Genomic DNA, 17,943 nt, shown 5'->3' with positions numbered 1-17,943 from the left:
TTTTTATTTAAATGCAGTGAATATTCATATTAAAATAAAGCTTCTAAACGAACTAAGGCACTTGGATAATGACTTCGATCTTCACGATGATCATTAAAATAGTTTAAATCACCTTGTACATAGAACCATTCACGCCATAAGGGTTGGCGCCAAGATATAAAAGGTCCCCAACTATTCAAACGTAATTGTTCATCATTATAAAAACCGCCTGTATATATACCGTAGTTAAAACGATTTCCCTTAAAAAACTGATGTTGACGATAAGTACGGTTGTCCCATGTTAAGTCATCATCTTGCTCATCTGCATAAGTAATATAAAACTGATTCGATAAAAAAGCTTGGTTAGGACGAGCATGTGTCAACTCTAAATTGGTACGTAAATAGTTTTCACTATCAATGCCATAACGGTAAATTTGCTCTGCATGAAAATAAAAGTCATTGCTTAACGTCCAATCTTTTTCAGCTTTTAAACGGGCATAAATATCACTACCAGAACGAATACCTAAATCGGCATCGACCTCAAAAGGTAAACGCTTAGATAACTGTGACCAACGTAACGCAATTGAACTGTTATCATCACGAATACGTTTACCATCAATCGACTTATCAGAAGTACTATTGGGATTTTCATTGGTAATGGCAATATTATTTTGAATCTCATTATCTAGAGAGTCATCACCAAATACGACACTGAGGCGATTTTCCAATGCAGGTAATTTTATTTTGCCTCGAATACGAGGTTTAAATTCATAACCGTCATGTTCGTTCCAACGGTTATCTAACAAAATACGTAAAGTTGCAGAGGCAGGGTCATTAGGATCAGTTTCTCCAAACCAATTATTCATACGGTTTGCAGTACGATCAGCCCAATTGCGGATTCCTTTTTGTTTTTGATCTATCCATGTTGAATTTTCTGTTAACTCAGTATGAGGAACAATAGGTTCATCAGATTGAGCAGGTAAAATATTGGGTGTAGCGTCTAATAATTTAGGGATATAGTCCAGAACATTAAAATCTGTTTCTAAGGCAGGAGGTGGAATATAAACAGGCGGTACTGCGCTTGAATTTTTTTCCTGATCAGCATAGCTATACGCACTGCATAAACAGCTAAATAGAAGGATATAAACTTTATTGAATGGAACGGAGAGTGTAATATTTTCCATAATATTCTGTATTCAACTATTTGATTTAAAATAAAATACTTATAAATTTCATTCAAGCCATTGAATGAATAAAGAAAATTATAGTTGATTTTTCAATAGATGCATGCGCATTAATTTACAAATTACATCTTTATTACAATAAACAAGCGTTTGAGTCTGGTTGGCATATCAGTGACATCCCTTATCTTATACAAAATAAGGGATGGTGACGTGTTTAACAGCATGAGAGGGGCTATATTGAGTTAGTTAAAGGTCATATTTAGGTTGTTTGAGTACAATATTTCTTTTCATATACTTTTCCTGCAATTCCTCCAACCAAGGCACCACTAAAAGTTCCAAAAATTGGCAAAATACTGCCTGCAACTGCACCAATCAAGACACCTTTTACAGTCGGAGAAAAACGTGATTTCTTGTCTTTTTGTGCTTCTGTTGGAGTTGAATCTGTTAGAGCTGAATCATGGGAATAAAGATCAGGATTTTGGTTTGTATCAGTCATAATATCTCTCTTAGTTTCAAGTTGTTAAAAGAAAATTTCATGATGAAATCATTCAAATCACATGAAGTATTTAAACATCATAAGCCGACTATACTGAGATATGCTGTAGTGACGCTGTAAACTTTTCTTGGCTTTTGGTTACACCTGATCTGATTAAGTAAATAAAATACGACAATGTGTACAAGGATTAAAATACAAACTTTTAAAGTTCAAAAATAGTGGAATGGTCTAGTTTTATAAATAAATGAAATCATAAAAAATATGTTTATAGAAACTAAAAATCCCCCATAAAGGAGGATCTCTAGTCTTATAGAATAAGAAAATATAAAAGAAACTTACAGCGCATGAATTCGTTGAACTAAATTCTGTATATAGAATATAACAAGTTTTATCAGATGAATAGTCCTGTAAAATGATAACTAGAGCACTATAAATGGCATGAAGTGACAATTTTTGTAAAATCTTGGAATAATATGAACATGTATTTCAAATACCTGTTATAAAAAAATCGTTGATTTAATGAATTTTTTTAGAAAAATTTATTTAAAAGCTGTTGTTATTTAAAGAAATTATGTTAAAAACTGACAAAAAAAAATCGGCTAAATAAAAAAATTAATAGGGTGAAAAACATACATATCTATGTAATTATTTTACAAATAAGTTGAATAATATTGGATTTGTGCAAATTTTGTAAGATGGTGTTGATTGTTTTTTAATCTAAATTGAAAAGCTTGCAGAATCGCTTATGCTCAATTTTTATCTACGAAAGTGAGTGTCGCTATGGCGATTGCAAAAGTGGTTGAAGTGAATTCAAGTAGTGCTAAAAGTTTTGAAGATGCAATTCAAACAGGAATTCAAAAGGTCACTGAAACTGTAAAAAATGTGCAAGGTGCTTGGATTAATGAACAAAAAGTCATTATTAAAGACAATAAAATTACAGAATATCGCGTGAATCTGAAAATTAGTTTCTTGGTTGAATAAATTGATTGATCATCTATATATTTGCTCTAAATAAAAGCCCAATCTATAAGAATGGGCTTTTTATATGAAAAATTAAAACAAATTATTTAGCATCTGGCGTTTCACAAGATTCATCATTACATACTGCATTTGGCTCTGCGCCGATGTCATTTTGAATCGTTTCAGAAGCTTTTTCTAAAACTTGCACAAAAACTTCACGTGGTTGAGCGCCTGCAAGTGCGACACGTTGGTCAAAAACAAAAAATGGCACGCCTGTGACTTTGAGTTGTTCACGCGCAACTTCTTGGTCAAATTTAACAAAATCTGCAAACTCATCTGAGTTGAGTACATCATCCACTTCTACAGGATTTAAGCCAATACGTGAAGCAACGTCTTCAATCGTTTCACGCTCACCAATTGGCAAGCCTTGTGTCATATAGCTATAGAAAAATGCTTCTTTTGCTTCTGAGCCTAAACCTTTGCTTTGTGCAAGGTGAATAATACGATGCGCATTAAAAGTATTTCCTGAATTGGCATTTTCCCAATTAAAATCAATACCTTCTTCTTTTGCCATTGCGGCAATATTACGTTGCATTTCTTCAACTTCAGCTAAGCTACGACCATATTTTTGAGCAAGGCGTTCAGAGTTTGAAATTTCTTGGCGTGGTGGTGCTTCTGGATCAAGTTCAAAACTATGCCAATGCACTTCAAGTTCAATACCAACTTGTTGTGCTGCTGCTTCTAAACGTTTTTTGCCAATATAACAAAATGGGCATACAACATCTGACCAAATATCTACACGCATGGGAAATCTCTAAAACTATAAAGGTTAATGAGGAGGGTAGCGTCATCATTGTTGGATTTAAAGTATTTTTTGGCAAATGGCATATTTTTGGTCAGATTATGTATAGAAATAGCAGTTATTTTTGCATAAATATTATACAGTTTTGTAAAATTTCAGTTACTCTACATTTTTATTAGGAACTAAGTTCTACATGCGTCGAATTGTGAGTGTTGTCATTGTGATTATTTTAGGTATTGCGAGTTATTTATTTTATGAGCATACCACTTTAAAGCAGCAAGAAGCACAGCGCCAAATGTTTGACATTGTCATGTCTGAAAAAATGCGTCATTTATATAAAAATGCACAGGATTGGTCAAAACCTGTCAGCCTTGATGTTCATGATGAACGTTTAAAAGGTGATTATAAAACTTTATCTGAATTTGTTTTAAATTATTGGCTGAAAAATATTGAAACTCGTAATACTTATTTAAGGGATTTAGAAGCAGCAAAATGGAATTATTTTTTGGATATTAATCGTTTAGATACTGATCGCAAGAAAAATTTTGTTGAAACTGAGCAAATGTTACAAGCAGTACGTAGAATTACGACACAATATCAAAAACAAAATTTAGTAGATAAACAAGAAGCTTTGGCAAAAGTTAAAGAGCTCAAGATCGAGCAAAACCTAAAACAATCTATGCAAGAAAAACTGGAAAAGAATTTAAAATTAGATCAAGAAAGTGCATTAATTTTATTAGAGCTGAAAATTTTAGATAAAGCTGAGCAAATGTTTGTATTGTTGAAAGAAAATGATTGGCATAAGGAAAATGGGCAGATCATGTTCCAAAAAGATGCGCAAGTGAAGCAGTTTAATGCGTTGTATCAGGACGTTTTAAAGTTAAATAAAGAGATTGAACAGAAAAAAAACAAAATGCAGAAGAGATTGAAGAGGAGTTGTGAGATTAAGTTTTAAGCCAATCAGTTGATTGGCTTTTTCTTTTGGTTTATTTTTGGTGACCAAGCTGAACAATAATAGAAAGAATTATTAATTTCGTGTTTAGTTAGGTGTACTTGAACTTTTTTCCAATGTGGCTTAATTTGCTTTTTTATAGAAGGTTCATTCATGATTCGGGCTGCTCGTAGTGCATAGCTTATATAGTTTCTTGAACCAATAAATGAAAATCTTCTATAAATATGCTTTTTATATGGTTCTAAAGGTAGTTCACCACGCTGAATCCTAGCTTTATTTGTTTTTAAGAAGTGTTTATTTGACATTTTTATAGCTTTCATCACTTTATGAGAATATTTAGCTAAGCCTGAATCACGTAATAAAATTTGATTCCCATCGTAAGTAAAACCTAAATATTGCAATTCATCTTTTGAAACTCGGATTCCATTTTCAAAATGAATAATTTTTGTTTTTTCAGGATGAATGACTAATTTAAGTTTTTGAATAAAAGCTTGTATGTCTTTAAGTAAATGTATGTGATCTTTCCTATCGCAGACTATTAAAATATCATCACAATACCGATAATATTTACCCCCTAGTTTTTGTACTTTACTATTTATTTTTTCATCAAAATCCATCATGTAAATATTAGATAAAAAGGCACTGATGGCTGAACCTTGAGGGATTCCTTTACATTTGATTTCTCTTTGTATTATTTTATTTTTTCTGATTTTTTCTCTAAATTCTTGACTGGAGCAGAGTCGTTTCAAATTTTTGTGATTTCTATTGGCTGATAGTCCAAGATGTTGATATACATCTCTTTTAAGTACATATGAGAAATTAGTAATTGATCTAAAAACTTTATAGTGATCATTGGGAAGAATTTCTACACCAAGAACATATTGCCAAGCTTTTTTTAAGAGCTGATGATCTAGCTCATTAAAGAAATTTTTAATATCAATGCAAAGAACAGAGCAATTTTGACGGTTTTTGATTTCATCAAATACATTCTTGGCAAAATGTATATTGTTGGGAGAGTTGGGTAGTTTTCTAAATGCTAATACTGAGTCACTAATATTCTTTTCTAACAATTTTTTTTCATAATTTTCTGACATTAAAAATGAATAATAAGCATAGATATGTCCATCAATATGAGCAGAGTATTTAATTGGTCTAATTTTGGGAGCTTGCTTTTCGATGATAACTTTCTTTTTTCCAGCAACCCATTTATAACCCTTTTTCTTTATTTTATATGAGCTAAGTTCAAAGTGAATAAATGGATAAAATGAATGTTTTTCAATATTTTTAGGATCAGTAACGTAGGTGAATACTTTTTCTGAAGAAAGAGGGTAATCAAAATGCAAATAGGATTTTTGACGCTCTTTAAAAAAATTATGATCAATGGTCATTTAGAAAACTCAAGGAAAGGCTGACGATGATCCTCGTATTACACGCCCTATTCTAAGAACAGAGTTCCTTGAGCATACCCAAGTACCCCAAATTGCGCACCCTCTAGAAGAAAACTTCTACATCGTCTTTAGATCACGAAAGGATTATACTATGAGAAGCATTGATTACATTCTGTGGAGTTCAATATACATTGTTTGTATATGTTTCCAAGCAGTTTGCGGTGTTTCACCAGATGTACTAGAAATTGTTCTAATATTGTTTGGTGCAATACTTGACAACAGATAGCCTTCCCCATACTCAATAGCATGGGCATAATTAATATACTAAGAATGATAATATTCTACAATATCTATCTATTTTTTAAATAAAAAATCCCCGCAAAAGCGAGGATTTTCAATCTATTGAGTTTAATTAAAACTTAAACACGTTCGATAATTGTCGCGATACCTTGACCAAGACCGATACACATGGTCGCAAGACCGATTTGCGTATCTTGTTGCTCCATCACGTTCAATAATGTCGTCGTGATACGCGCACCAGAACAACCCAATGGGTGACCTAACGCAATCGCACCACCGTTCAAGTTGATCTTGTCTTGCTTGTCATAAATGTTCAAGCCTTTCATTACTGCAAGACCTTGAGCAGCAAAGGCTTCGTTTAACTCGATGGTTTGGATGTCATCCATGCTCAAACCAGCACGTTTAAGTGCTTTTTGAGTCGCAGGAACAGGACCATAACCCATGATCGCAGCATCACAACCTGCAATTGCCATAGAGCGAATCACAGCACGTGGCTTAAGACCCAAAGCTTGCGCACGTTCAGCAGACATCAACAACATTGCAGATGCACCATCAGACAATGCAGAAGAAGTCGCAGCCGTTACCGTACCACCTTTAGGATCAAATACAGGACGTAAACCTTGGAATGCTTCAAGGTTAGCATCTGGACGAATCACTTCGTCGATATCACATAGGATTTTGAAACCATTGGCATCATGACCTTCAACACCTACGATTTCGTTTTTGAAACGACCTTCTTGTGTAGCAGCCCAAGCGCGACGGTGAGATTCAACACCAAATGCATCTTGTTCTTCACGACTAATGCCATTCATACGACCTAACATTTCAGCCGTTAAGCCCATCATGTTAGACGCTTTTGCATAGTGTTTAGATGCTTCAGGGTTTAGATCGATACCGTGCATCATGCCAACGTGACCCATATGCTCAACACCACCGATGATGAAAATATCACCTTGGTTGGTTGCAATTTGAGCCGCAGCAGTGTGGATTGACTGCATAGAAGAACCACAAAGACGGTTGACAGTTTGCCCACCAACAGTCTTAGGAAGATCTGCCAAAAGTACGATGTTACGAGCAATGTTCATACCTTGTTCTAAAGTTTGGTTGACACAACCCCAGATCACATCTTCAACTTCGTTGACATCAAATTGGTTACGAGCAACTAAAGCACGAACTAACTCAGCAGATAAGCTGTCAGCACGTACATTGCGGAACATACCGTTTTTGGTTTTACCCATTGCAGAACGTACGCCATCAACGATGACAACGTCACGCGGATTTAAAGTAGCCATTCACGTCGCTCCTTAACCGTAGAATTTTTTGTTGTTAGCAGCCATGTCACGCAACATCTGTGGCGCTTCATAAGCCTTACCTAAGTGTGCATACTTGTCGCAAAGCGCAACATATTCAGCAACACCTGTCTGGTCGATATAACGTGCTGGACCGCCACGGAATGGAGGGAAACCTACACCCATGATCATCGCCATATCTGCTTCGTTTGGTGTCGCAACAATGTTGTCTTCTAAGCAACGAACAGTTTCGTTACAGAATGCAAGCATCATACGGTCAATGATTTCCTGAGCATCAAACTCACGTTTTTCACCCGTAACACCTGATGCAATCACGTCATACGCTGTTGGATCAACAGTTTTCGCTTTCTTACCTTTCTTGTCTAAAACGTATTTATAGAAACCGACATCGTTCTTTTGACCGAGGCGTTTTGCTTCATACATCGCTTGGATTGAACCTTTATAATCAGGTTTCATACGGTCAGGGAAGCCTTCAGCCATGACTTCTGCACCATGAACGCCCGTGTCGATACCAACAACGTCCATCAAGTAAGCAGGACCCATAGGCCAGCCGAATTTTTCCATCACTTTATCGATTTGTTGGAAGTCAGCACCATCTTTAAGAAGAAGGTCAAACGCACCGAAGTAAGGGAAAAGTACACGGTTTACAAGGAAGCCCGGGCAGTCGTTGACAACGATTGGTGTTTTACCCATTTTTTGAGCTAACACAACAGTGGTTGCAATCGCTTCTTCAGAAGTTTTTTCACCACGAATTACTTCTACCAGAGGCATCATGTGAACTGGGTTAAAGAAGTGCATACCAACAAAGTTTTCAGGACGCTCTAATGCATTTGCAAGACGAGTGATTGAAATTGTTGATGTGTTAGAAGCAATGATCGTGTTTTCACGTACTTTGCTTTCTGTATCTTTAAGAACAGCTTCTTTGATTTTCGGGTTTTCAGTGACCGCTTCGATCACGATATCCACTTCTTTAAACTCGTCATAGCTTAAAGTAGGACGGATACGCGCAAGAGTTTCACCCATTTTCGCAGGTGTTAAACGCTTACGTTCAACTTGTTTAGTCAACAAGCCATTTGCTTCTTTCATACCCAAAGCAAGTTGTGGATTACCAATATCTTTCATGATGATTGGTGTGCCTTTGCTTGCCGCTTGGTAAGCAATACCGCCACCCATGATACCCGCACCTAGAACAGCTGCTTGGTTGACAGGATGAGCACCTTTTTCATGTTTTTTCGATGCTTTTTTCACAACTTGGTCATTGATGAATAAACCAATCAATGCACCTGCTTGTGGTGTAATTGCAGCTTTAGCAAATGCTTCAGCTTCAATTTTCAATGCTGCATCACGACCTTGACTGACACCTGCTTGCAGTGAATCAAGAAGAAGTTTAGGCGCAGGGTATTGAGCAGGGTTTGCTTTCGCAAGAACCACACCTTTAGATGAGTTAAACGCCATCATTTGTTCAAGCATGTCGAGTTTAACAGGCTCTAATTTTTCTTGACGTTTTGCTTTCCAGTCTAAACGACCAGAGATTGCTTGTTTAACAAGATCAATCGCAGCATCTTGAAGTTTGTCTGCAGCAACAACCGCATCTACAGCACCGTCTTTAAGTGCAGCAGCAGGTTTTTTGTTTGCTGACGTTGCAATCCACTCGACAGCATTGTCGATACCAATCACACGGCTTAAACGAACAGTACCACCGAAACCAGGAATGATCCCAAGTTTAACTTCAGGTAGACCGACTACAGCTGCTTCAGACATGACACGATAGTCACATACAAGGCACATTTCAAAACCGCCACCTAATGCAATCCCATTGATCGCAGCGACTTTAGGAATGTCTAAATCTTCAAAAGCATTGAAAATTTCGTGAACAGGCATTGCCCATTCCACAATTGCGCTTTCGCCTTGTTTAAAATTTTCACCGAATTCAGTGATATCTGCACCAACAATAAATGTTGATTTACCACTTGTTACGATTAAACCTTTTACTTCACTGTTATTTTTTACAGCTTCAATAGCGGCTTTAAAATCTTCAATCGTTGCACGGTTGAATTTGTTAACCGACTCACCTTGTAAGTCAAAGCGGAATTCTGCGATTCCGTCCGAAAGCAATTGGACGGTAATGGCATTGCCAGCGTGGATCATGCCCTGATCTCCTTTTTTTGGAGGACTTCTACGTTGATGTTTTGAAGTACATGTGTGTTTTTTCTACACACATTTCGACTTCTCTAATCTTACGATAACTATATCTAAAAAGAACATAACAAGTTGTATCAAGCCGTGACGCAAGGGTCATGAATTTTTTTTTGCATAAATCTCATCATTGAGGTTGAGTTTTGATTGTTGTGCTTATATCTATAGTTAATACATTATTTTTATTATAAATTTATAGAAAATACAAATCTTTTTTCATGAAAAAGTGTTTTAAGATGCTTTTATTTATTTGTATTGTTTTGGTCATTTAGGTCAATGCTTGATACAAAAAATAATGATTTTGGTTAAACAAAATGCAAAAAGAAAACTGTACTTTTTTTGAGACATAGATATTATTTTAAACTTAAAATGAGAATTAAGTTGAGTGAAAATGTTCACAAAAAAATTATTATTATCTATGGTCGCTACATCTTTTGTTTTGACTGGCTGTGGTGGTGGAGGTGGTTCAGGTGATGACTATAACACTGAATCTAAAGACTCTTTAGCAAATGGTACTCGTTATTATTATATACAATACTCAACATCTAAAATTACAGATCGTTTAAGAGCGAGTTATATTGAAGTTCAAAATAAACAATTTAAAGACTCAAAATCAAATAAAGCACTTGGTTATTATCTATTAACTGAAAATAAGCTTTATACACCCAAAGATATTGCACAAAATACAATTGATTTAGATGGTTTAACGCATTGGACATTCAATACCATTGGTGCTGTAAAATCTGATTGGAGATTTGAAAAAGTTAACTTATCAGGCAAAAATATGTTTGATACGGTTTTTCCTGCTTATCGTCAACTTGGTTTTGACAGTGAGAATGCCTATGCTTATGCACGTATTTTCTTAAATAGTTATGGATCAGAGCGTTTTCCAAATGGCAGTAGCTGCTATCGTCTTATTTCTCAAAAAGATCAAGTAGATTCTTTCAACTTTGATGTCAACACTGATAATGAAATTAAGCAGTCTTTTGAAGATTTTGATGATGAAAATCTAATGTATGTTGATCAGCTTAATCAGCAAAAAAATGGTTTAAACTATCGTTATGCAAGTGGTATTTGGCAATCAATTCCGTGGTCAACCGTTTATGATTTAGATTTTGGAATAAATCCAAAAGATGGCACAGCCGTTGAGTTCCAAAATCGACTCTATGTAGCCGAGTTTAATCCAAACTTTGAGCGAACACTTCAACAAGAAGCAAAAGTATTAAATCAATTACTGACAACTTTGACAGATAAACAGCAGAAACGAAATACTCAATTACGTATCGCAGAAATTAACACAGGTTGTTATATCTATAATGAAACGGCAGCAAAATCTTTAGTTTCATTACGAGGATTAAATTGGGATCGCTAAATTTGATTAAGTGAATATTATTTTATTTGGTTGTGCTATGCCCCTATTTTTATTGAGAAAAGTAGGGGTATTTTTATGGTAGTGAGTAAGTAAAAAAGAATAAAGAATAAAAATAGTACAGATTTTCTTTATTGCTTTTGCTAAAATTTGATCATCTTAAGGTTCTATCCTTCGAACTTACACCTTTAACAAGGTGCATTCCCCCCTGAATATTTGAAAGAGTGCTATATGATTAAATGGATCATATTGGCGATTTTTGTGATTTCAGCGTTGTATATCCAAAATCGCGGTAAGGTGCGACATTCGTTTTATCGTCAATTTTTTGACCATTCCACGATCCTCGCACCGATTAATTTCTTAATGTATATGTTCTCTAAAGTGCCAAATCAACCGTATATTGACACTCAACATTTTAAAGACTTAAAAGTGTTGGATGAGAACTGGGAAATGATTCGTGATGAAGCACGAGCTTTATATACACAAGGTGGTATTAAAGCGTCGAGCAGTTATGATGACTTAGGTTTTAACTCATTTTTTAAGACAGGTTGGAAGCGTTTTTATTTAAAATGGTATGACTCCGCACATCCTTCTGCGGCAGATCTTTGCCCAAAAACTACAGCTTTATTAAAAACATTGCCAACCATTAAAGCCGCGATGTTTACAGAGCTTGCGCCTGATAGTCGTTTGGTTCGCCATCGTGATCCTTATGCGGGTTCTTTGCGCTATCATTTGGGTTTAATTACACCCAATGATGACCGCTGTTTTATTGATGTCGATGGGCAAAAATATTCATGGCGTGATGGTGAAAGCGTAGTCTTTGATGAAACCTATATTCATTATGCTGAAAATAAAACTGATCAAAATCGTATCATTTTCTTTGCTGATGTTGAGCGTCCATTAACCACAAAATGGATGGAACGTTTTAATCATTGGTTTGGTAAAAAAGTGATGACTGCTGCGAGTTCACCGAATGAAGCAGGTGATCAAACAGGTGGTTTAAATAAAGTTTTTGGTTATGTTTACCAAATTCGGATCAAAGCCAAAGCATTAAAGAAAACCAATCGTAAATTGTATTATTTTCTAAAATGGTTTTTGATGTTAGGAATTTTCTTCCTTATTTTTGTACGTCCTTATGTTTTTTAAAATCGCAGTTTGTATTTTATAGAACGCCTTTTGGGGCGTTTTTTTATGGGAAATGATTTTGCAGCTAAATAACAATTTTAAGCTTGTACAGCACACATGAACTGTTAAATTGAGAAGGGTGTTTATTAGAATGGAATAAAAAAATGTTTAAAAATTTAGCCTCTGAAGTCATGGGAACAAGTGATATTGGGGTCATTATTGAACCGCATGAATTTAATAAAACCGATATTGATGATTATATTTTTCATGAAGACAATGAAAAAATTTTCTTCGTCATTAAAAGTAAGACTGATGAATATTGTTTTACCAATGTAGCTTTTATGCACCTAGATGGTAAAAGTGCCATGAGCAAAAAGCGCATGCTTTACCGTTACTTATATAAACATCATCCAATCAAAAATGTATTGCTTGAAACCGCAGGTACAGTGGATTTAGATGCAGAAATTAAATTTCAACTAGGTGAACAAACATTCTCTATTGATATTGATAAAAAGCAAATCGAAAAAATTCGTGATTTATATAAAGCCCTATTTACCATTGGTGAAACATGTAGGGAAATTAATCGTAAACGTAATATTTTGCTGCAAAGTAATGAAAATGTGCAAAAAATGTTTAATTTGCGCGAGCTGAGTGAGCAAGTGATTTTAAATTTACCTGAAATTATTAATCAAACAGCACATCAAGTTGAAGAATATGCAAACCAGCGTATTAAAGAGATTGAAAATTATGATTTTTCAGAAATTTTTGAGCGTTATTTAAGAAACTAGACACCAAATACTTTACATTTAAACGCTCGAAAGGGCGTTTTCCTATCACAATATTTTAAAATAAATGATCCTTAACATGATTTTACTGTGAAGCAAAATCATGTTCTCTTGCACTGAACTTAATCGCACACATTTATTTCTTTTGATAAAAATCACTTTTAACAATCAGGTCATTGCTAAATTTCTACATTCTGCATACTTTGTAGAATGGGTGCTTGAAATTGGATGAAAAAGCACGACATTATGCAGTAGAAATGAGAATGATAGGTCAACAGTGAACGAAAACGCACGTGAAAATATCGAAAAGATTTTAGCCAATATGACCACATTGCCAGGCGTCTACAAGATGTTGGGCAAAGATGGTGATTTACTTTATATCGGCAAAGCTAAAAATCTAAAAAATCGTGTGTCGAGTTATTTTGTTAAAACCATTGAACATCCAAAAACGCAGGCGCTTGTTGCACGTATTTATAATATAGAAACACTGATCGTGCGTTCAGAAACCGAAGCTCTATTGCTCGAACAAAACCTGATTAAACTGCATCGTCCACCCTATAACATCATGCTGCGGGACGACAAATCTTACGTCTATATCTTTGTTTCCGCAGATAAACCTTATCCACGAATTGCTTCGGGACGAGGTAAAGGAAAACATCAGGTCGGTAAGTTTTTTGGACCCTATCCGAGTGCTTATAATGCACGAGATACTTTATTGGTTCTGCAAAAATTATTTAATGTGCGCCAATGTGAAAATAGCTATTTTTCACAGCGTAAACGTCCGTGTTTACAGTATCAAATCAAGCGTTGTACTGCGCCTTGTGTCGATTTGATCAGTCCTGAAGCCTATAATGAAGATGTGCAGAACTCGATCCGTTTTTTAAAAGGTGATACCAAAGAACTGAATCAGGAATTGATTCAGAAAATGGAACAAGCGGCAGAAAAATTAGAATTTGAAAAAGCGGTGTTCTATCGCGATCGCATGGCTTTATTACGTGATGTACAGGCACAGCAAGCCATTTATAAAGTCAAAGGCGAAGCGGACATTTTGGCGATTGCTTATCAAGCAGGGGTGACCTGTGTGCAAATCATGCATGTACGTAACGGTAAAATGCTGGGTGGAAAAAGTTATTTTCCTGACATGCAGGGCGATGATTTGGGGCAAATGCTGTCTGATTTTATGGCAAATTTCTACTTTCAGGTCGCCGATGAAGTGCCGAGTGAGTTGATTGTCAATGTTGCCATTCCCGATCAAAAACAGCTTGAGGAAGGCTTACAACAGCAATTTGAGAAGAAAATTCAGATTAAACACAAAGTACGTGAAACCCGTGCCGAATGGCTTGTGTTGGCGGAAATGAATGTGCAGCATGCCATTAAAGGCAAGTTGGCGAATCATCTGGAGTTAAATGAACGCTTTCATCAACTGGAACAAGTCTGTGGGCGTCCTATTGATCGAATCGAGTGTTTTGATATTTCGCATACTATGGGCGAAGCGACCATTGCATCCTGTGTAGTCTTTGATGTAGGTGGCGCACGTAAACGTGATTACCGCCAATTTTCCATTGAAGATATTACAGGCGGTGATGACTATGCGGCAATGCGTCAGGCACTGACCCGACGCTATAAAAAAGCCATGTTGCCTGATTTATTGTTGATCGATGGCGGTAAAGGTCAACTCCATATGGTAATGGAAGTGATGCAGGAGCTAGGACTAGATGCCTTTATGGTCGGTGTGTCCAAAGGTGAGGGACGTAAGCCGGGCTTGGAAACCTTACATTTTACCGATGGCACTAAAATTCAGTTGCCTGAGGACAATAAAGCTTTGCATCTGATTCAACAGGTACGAGATGAGGCACACCGTTTTGCGATTACCAAACATCGTGCCAAACGAGATAAGCGTCGTGGTGGTTCTGTGTTGGAAGCAATTCCGGGGCTTGGACCAAAACGCCGTCGTGATTTATTGACCCATTTTGGTGGGATTCAGGGTGTATTGAAAGCCTCTGAAAATGATCTGAAACTTGTGCCCGGCTTGGGTGATGTGATGGCGAGAACTATTTATAAGGTGCTACACGAATAGGCAGCCTTTGATTTAAATTTTTTGCAATGCAGATTTAAACGTTTTGGATGTTATAAATTTATGAAATATCATGCACATATCTATTTTGATTTGACGCAAATTGAGCTGATAGAATCGCTTTATGTGCAACTACAGCAAGAGTTTGGTGAAACCATGAGTTATGGTCGTATACATCAAAAACTGGTAGGACCGCATACCAAACCCATGTTTCAATTGGCATTTGATCAAGCTGTTTTGCCGCAGTTGAAAAATACATTGGATCGTCGTCATTTGGGACTATCTGTATTGATTCATCCTGTATGGGAGAATGAATATCTTGCACATACTGAGGGGGCACAGTGGTTAGGTGAACCGCTTGTATTAAATCTTGAAAATTTGTAAGCATTGCAGTATTCATTTGCCGAAATACTCATTGACCCGACAGTCATTGATCATTCACACGTGAACTATCTATAGGCATAGTAAACCACAACGTTTTAATGAGAAAACCCATGTCTGTATTGGCACAGTTGTATCAGGATATTGAACAAAACAGCGAATTTGAGTTTCCAAAGGGCTGGCTACAAGGACGAACAATCTTTGGTGGTTTGGTGGCAGGCGTGTTGATCCATAAAGCCACACATACCATTGATGACGCTTGCAAAAAACTACTCAGTTGCAGTGTGACTTTTGTTGGACCCATTGAGGAAAAAGCGGTCAGACTGACTGCGGAAATTTTACGTCAGGGTAAGTCTGTCACCACCATCGAAGTACGTTTATGGCAAAATGATGCTGTACAAAGTATTTTAATTGCAAGTTTTGGCAGTCAGCGTGAGTCACGTATTCAGGTTGCACTTGAACCTAAAGTGCCTGCTTTCCCTGCAATAGATGATATTCATATTTTACCTAAAAACTTGCCATTCCCTGAATGTGTACAAAATTTCCAATTGGCTTGGACAGATGGGCAATATCCAATGTCAGGCAGTAAAATACCTGATTTCAAAGGTTTATGCCGTTTTGATCCTGATTTTCATACTCAACGTGCAATGACTTTACCTGATATTTTAACGTTAATGGATGTATGGCCACCTGGGGTTTTACCGATGTTTCGCAAACCTGCACCAGCGAGTACTTTGACTTGGCAGGTGACTTTTGTTCATCCTTTACAAAGCCATTTACATGACTGGTTTAAATATCAAGTGGTTACAGATTATGCAGAGCATGGTTATGCCACTGAACATGCTTATTTGTGGGACAGTGAAAATCGACTTATTGCTATTGCCAGACAGACAGTAACAGTCTTTACCTAGTCGACAGTTTCATGTGAATCGTTTAAAGTATTAACGAAATAGAGCTTTACTCTAAATTACAGTTTGCCTTTTCCATAGGTAAATAGGGGACTTACTGGCGGTGTCTATGACTACAGGTCGTATCCTGAATATTCCAAATATCTTGACGCTAGCTCGTATTGCGTTAATTCCTGTTTTTCTAGCCATCGCTTATTGGCCTCCTGCAATTGGGGTTGGTGGGCATGAAGGTGGCATGACTCGTCATTTGATTTTGACGGCAATTTTTGTAATTGCCGCAATCACAGACTGGTTTGATGGTTATCTTGCTAGAACTTTGAATCAGACTTCTGCTTTTGGGCGGTTTTTAGATCCTGTTGCAGATAAATTGATGGTCGCAGCGGCTTTGATTGTGTTAGTTCAATGGCAGCCTTCTATTGCAATGGCATTTGCTGCGATTGTGATTATTTCACGTGAAATTACCGTTTCAGCATTACGTGAATGGATGGCAGAATTAGGCGCACGTACCAATGTCGCTGTATCTACAGTAGGGAAATATAAAACGGCATTTCAAATGATTGCGATTACGGTATTTTTACTGAATTGGCAGCCATTAGAAATGTTGGCTTATGCACTACTTTATACTGCTGTGATCTTGACGCTTTGGTCAATGTTCATTTACCTAAAAGCGGCATGGCCTTATTTAAAACAGCCTTAAATGACTGCTTGATGTGTTTAAAAAACCTTTCTTGATGAAAGGTTTTTTTGTTTTGCGTGAGCGCTAAAACATGCTTAGATTTAGAAAAGATAAAAACGAACAAAGATTAAGCTCACTTTATGAAAATACAGCACAAGCGATGCACTTATGCTGCATAGGTCTTAATTTTGATTTAGAGGATAGAGTTTGTCATCAAACTGCTCTAAGGTTGGAAATGCAATAGAGGGTAAATTTTCGATATTTTGTAAATGTTGACGATAGTCTATGAGCATTTGTTCACGGGCTTCATGAGAAATATAGGGCACATGATAGGCAATAAAAGGAGTTAACACTTCATAGCCGACATAAGCCAGTGTTCCGCGCTGAATAGGAATCAGAATATTTTCAAGTGAACCATGAATTGCGCCATCTCCAAACATATGATCACGTCCACCAAGGGTAAAGCTCAGCATGGCTTTTTTTCCTGACATGCCACCATGGTTATAAAAACGTTTACCGCCATAAAAAATCCCTGATACAAATACCCGATCAATCCAACCTTTTAAAATTGCAGGCATAGACATCCAATACATTGGAAAATTTAAAATCAGCAAATCCGCTTTTTGGACTTTTTCCACTTCAGCTTGAATATCATCAGCTAAAGCATGTTGTTTACTGGCATGGCGTTGTTCTAAGGCATAATTTAAATAGTCAGGATTACCGCGTTCAGTAAAGTCTGCTGCACAGGCAACAGGATTAAAATTCATGGCATAAAGATCAGAAACTTCAACCTGATGCCCTAATTTTTTTAATTCTTCAATCGCTGTATTTTTTAGCGCATTGGTAAAAGACTGCGGTTCAGGGTGTGCATGTACAATTAAAATATTCATAAGCTTGCTTTCTCAAATTATTGGCGAGTATTTTTATCGACTTCATTATTACCAAAAGAGTTGCTTTAGCCAATTACTGAACAGACGTTTTAGAGGTGGTCCCACTTGTTTGAACAACTAAAAGCGTATTTATAAGTGATATTCCGCTCTAGTTAAGCCACCTTGTTT

At 36.4% G+C, this 17,943-nt stretch carries 15 protein-coding genes and 1 pseudogene; 9 read left to right on the top strand and 7 right to left on the bottom strand.

Annotated features, from left to right (window positions below; genetic code table 11):
• Positions 1 to 29 precede the first annotated feature (29 nt).
• Both HX005_RS16715 and HX005_RS16710 read right to left on the bottom strand, forming a co-directional pair.
• A pseudogene (locus HX005_RS16715) lies at positions 30 to 1,019 on the bottom strand (hypothetical protein); the annotation flags it as partial.
• Positions 1,020 to 1,422: 403 nt separating this feature from the next.
• Positions 1,423 to 1,659, bottom strand: a complete 237-nt coding sequence (locus HX005_RS16710; RefSeq protein WP_286378220.1) for a hypothetical protein — start codon at positions 1,657 to 1,659, stop codon at positions 1,423 to 1,425.
• Positions 1,660 to 2,439: 780 nt separating this feature from the next.
• On the opposite strand from HX005_RS16710, the gene HX005_RS16705 reads away from it, so the two are divergent.
• Entirely contained in the window at positions 2,440 to 2,640 is a 201-nt protein-coding gene (locus HX005_RS16705) for a dodecin family protein (RefSeq protein WP_107008385.1), read from the top strand.
• Between the two features lie 82 nt (positions 2,641 to 2,722).
• On the opposite strand, the gene HX005_RS16700 is transcribed toward HX005_RS16705, so the two are convergent.
• Complete coding sequence (locus HX005_RS16700; protein WP_286378219.1) at positions 2,723 to 3,424, bottom strand: DsbA family oxidoreductase; 702 nt, start codon at positions 3,422 to 3,424, stop codon at positions 2,723 to 2,725.
• A 190-nt stretch (positions 3,425 to 3,614) separates the two neighbouring features.
• On the opposite strand from HX005_RS16700, the gene HX005_RS16695 reads away from it, so the two are divergent.
• A complete protein-coding gene (locus HX005_RS16695) occupies positions 3,615 to 4,376 on the top strand; it encodes a hypothetical protein (RefSeq protein ID WP_286378218.1) in 762 nt (253 codons plus the stop codon).
• Between the two features lie 5 nt (positions 4,377 to 4,381).
• Here HX005_RS16695 and drt2 read toward each other — a convergent pair whose 3' ends face one another.
• The 3 genes from drt2 to fadB form a co-directional block, all read right to left on the bottom strand.
• On the bottom strand, positions 4,382 to 5,761 hold the full coding sequence (gene drt2 / locus HX005_RS16690) for an antiviral reverse transcriptase Drt2 (RefSeq protein ID WP_286378217.1): 1,380 nt from the start codon (positions 5,759 to 5,761) through the stop codon (positions 4,382 to 4,384).
• A gap of 419 nt (positions 5,762 to 6,180) precedes the next feature.
• On the bottom strand, positions 6,181 to 7,353 hold the full coding sequence (fadA, locus tag HX005_RS16685) for an acetyl-CoA C-acyltransferase FadA (protein ID WP_286378216.1): 1,173 nt from the start codon (positions 7,351 to 7,353) through the stop codon (positions 6,181 to 6,183).
• Between the two features lie 12 nt (positions 7,354 to 7,365).
• The gene (gene fadB / locus HX005_RS16680) at positions 7,366 to 9,519 is read right to left on the bottom strand and encodes a fatty acid oxidation complex subunit alpha FadB (RefSeq protein WP_286378215.1); all 2,154 of its coding nucleotides are present in this window, start codon (positions 9,517 to 9,519) and stop codon (positions 7,366 to 7,368) included.
• A gap of 439 nt (positions 9,520 to 9,958) precedes the next feature.
• On the opposite strand from fadB, the gene HX005_RS16675 reads away from it, so the two are divergent.
• The 7 genes from HX005_RS16675 to pgsA all read left to right on the top strand — a co-directional run bounded on the left by HX005_RS16675 (position 9,959) and on the right by pgsA (position 16,906).
• Positions 9,959 to 10,939 carry a hypothetical protein gene (locus HX005_RS16675; RefSeq protein WP_286378214.1) on the top strand — a complete coding sequence of 327 codons (981 nt, stop codon included), beginning with the start codon at positions 9,959 to 9,961 and terminating at the stop codon, positions 10,937 to 10,939.
• Between the two features lie 228 nt (positions 10,940 to 11,167).
• A complete protein-coding gene (gene lpxO / locus HX005_RS16670) occupies positions 11,168 to 12,082 on the top strand; it encodes a lipid A hydroxylase LpxO (protein WP_286378213.1) in 915 nt (304 codons plus the stop codon).
• A gap of 143 nt (positions 12,083 to 12,225) precedes the next feature.
• The gene (locus HX005_RS16665) at positions 12,226 to 12,849 is read left to right on the top strand and encodes a PH domain-containing protein (RefSeq protein WP_286378212.1); all 624 of its coding nucleotides are present in this window, start codon (positions 12,226 to 12,228) and stop codon (positions 12,847 to 12,849) included.
• Between the two features lie 274 nt (positions 12,850 to 13,123).
• Positions 13,124 to 14,923 (top strand): excinuclease ABC subunit UvrC, encoded by a 1,800-nt coding sequence (gene uvrC, locus HX005_RS16660; RefSeq protein WP_286378211.1) that lies wholly within the window; start codon positions 13,124 to 13,126, stop codon positions 14,921 to 14,923.
• 60 nt (positions 14,924 to 14,983) lie between these two features.
• On the top strand, positions 14,984 to 15,304 hold the full coding sequence (locus HX005_RS16655) for a DOPA 4,5-dioxygenase family protein (protein WP_286378210.1): 321 nt from the start codon (positions 14,984 to 14,986) through the stop codon (positions 15,302 to 15,304).
• A gap of 110 nt (positions 15,305 to 15,414) precedes the next feature.
• Positions 15,415 to 16,212 carry a thioesterase family protein gene (locus HX005_RS16650; RefSeq protein ID WP_286378209.1) on the top strand — a complete coding sequence of 266 codons (798 nt, stop codon included), beginning with the start codon at positions 15,415 to 15,417 and terminating at the stop codon, positions 16,210 to 16,212.
• A 106-nt stretch (positions 16,213 to 16,318) separates the two neighbouring features.
• The gene (pgsA, locus tag HX005_RS16645) at positions 16,319 to 16,906 is read left to right on the top strand and encodes a CDP-diacylglycerol--glycerol-3-phosphate 3-phosphatidyltransferase (RefSeq protein ID WP_107008373.1); all 588 of its coding nucleotides are present in this window, start codon (positions 16,319 to 16,321) and stop codon (positions 16,904 to 16,906) included.
• 161 nt (positions 16,907 to 17,067) lie between these two features.
• Here the strand turns inward: pgsA and HX005_RS16640 are convergent, their stop codons facing one another.
• Positions 17,068 to 17,775 (bottom strand): NAD(P)H-dependent oxidoreductase, encoded by a 708-nt coding sequence (locus HX005_RS16640; protein ID WP_286378208.1) that lies wholly within the window; start codon positions 17,773 to 17,775, stop codon positions 17,068 to 17,070.
• Positions 17,776 to 17,943: the final 168 nt, after the last annotated feature.

The sequence above is a fragment of the Acinetobacter sp. R933-2 genome (assembly GCF_030325485.1).
Classification (GTDB): domain Bacteria; phylum Pseudomonadota; class Gammaproteobacteria; order Pseudomonadales; family Moraxellaceae; genus Acinetobacter; species Acinetobacter sichuanensis.
The sequence above is the reverse complement of the archived record's forward strand: the minus strand, read 5'-3'. Positions and strand labels throughout refer to the sequence as shown.

Coding starts and splice junctions, on each gene's coding strand:
- HX005_RS16665 (WP_286378212.1), top strand. CDS start 12,226: ATGTTTAAAAATTTAGCCTCTGAAGTCATGGGAACAAGTGATATTGGG.
- HX005_RS16655 (WP_286378210.1), top strand. CDS start 14,984: ATGAAATATCATGCACATATCTATTTTGATTTGACGCAAATTGAGCTG.
- HX005_RS16675 (WP_286378214.1), top strand. CDS start 9,959: ATGTTCACAAAAAAATTATTATTATCTATGGTCGCTACATCTTTTGTT.
- HX005_RS16695 (WP_286378218.1), top strand. CDS start 3,615: ATGCGTCGAATTGTGAGTGTTGTCATTGTGATTATTTTAGGTATTGCG.
- HX005_RS16710 (WP_286378220.1), bottom strand. CDS start 1,659: ATGACTGATACAAACCAAAATCCTGATCTTTATTCCCATGATTCAGCT.
- HX005_RS16650 (WP_286378209.1), top strand. CDS start 15,415: ATGTCTGTATTGGCACAGTTGTATCAGGATATTGAACAAAACAGCGAA.
- HX005_RS16705 (WP_107008385.1), top strand. CDS start 2,440: ATGGCGATTGCAAAAGTGGTTGAAGTGAATTCAAGTAGTGCTAAAAGT.
- fadA (WP_286378216.1), bottom strand. CDS start 7,353: ATGGCTACTTTAAATCCGCGTGACGTTGTCATCGTTGATGGCGTACGT.
- lpxO (WP_286378213.1), top strand. CDS start 11,168: ATGATTAAATGGATCATATTGGCGATTTTTGTGATTTCAGCGTTGTAT.
- HX005_RS16700 (WP_286378219.1), bottom strand. CDS start 3,424: ATGCGTGTAGATATTTGGTCAGATGTTGTATGCCCATTTTGTTATATT.
- pgsA (WP_107008373.1), top strand. CDS start 16,319: ATGACTACAGGTCGTATCCTGAATATTCCAAATATCTTGACGCTAGCT.
- fadB (WP_286378215.1), bottom strand. CDS start 9,519: ATGATCCACGCTGGCAATGCCATTACCGTCCAATTGCTTTCGGACGGA.
- HX005_RS16640 (WP_286378208.1), bottom strand. CDS start 17,775: ATGAATATTTTAATTGTACATGCACACCCTGAACCGCAGTCTTTTACC.
- drt2 (WP_286378217.1), bottom strand. CDS start 5,761: ATGACCATTGATCATAATTTTTTTAAAGAGCGTCAAAAATCCTATTTG.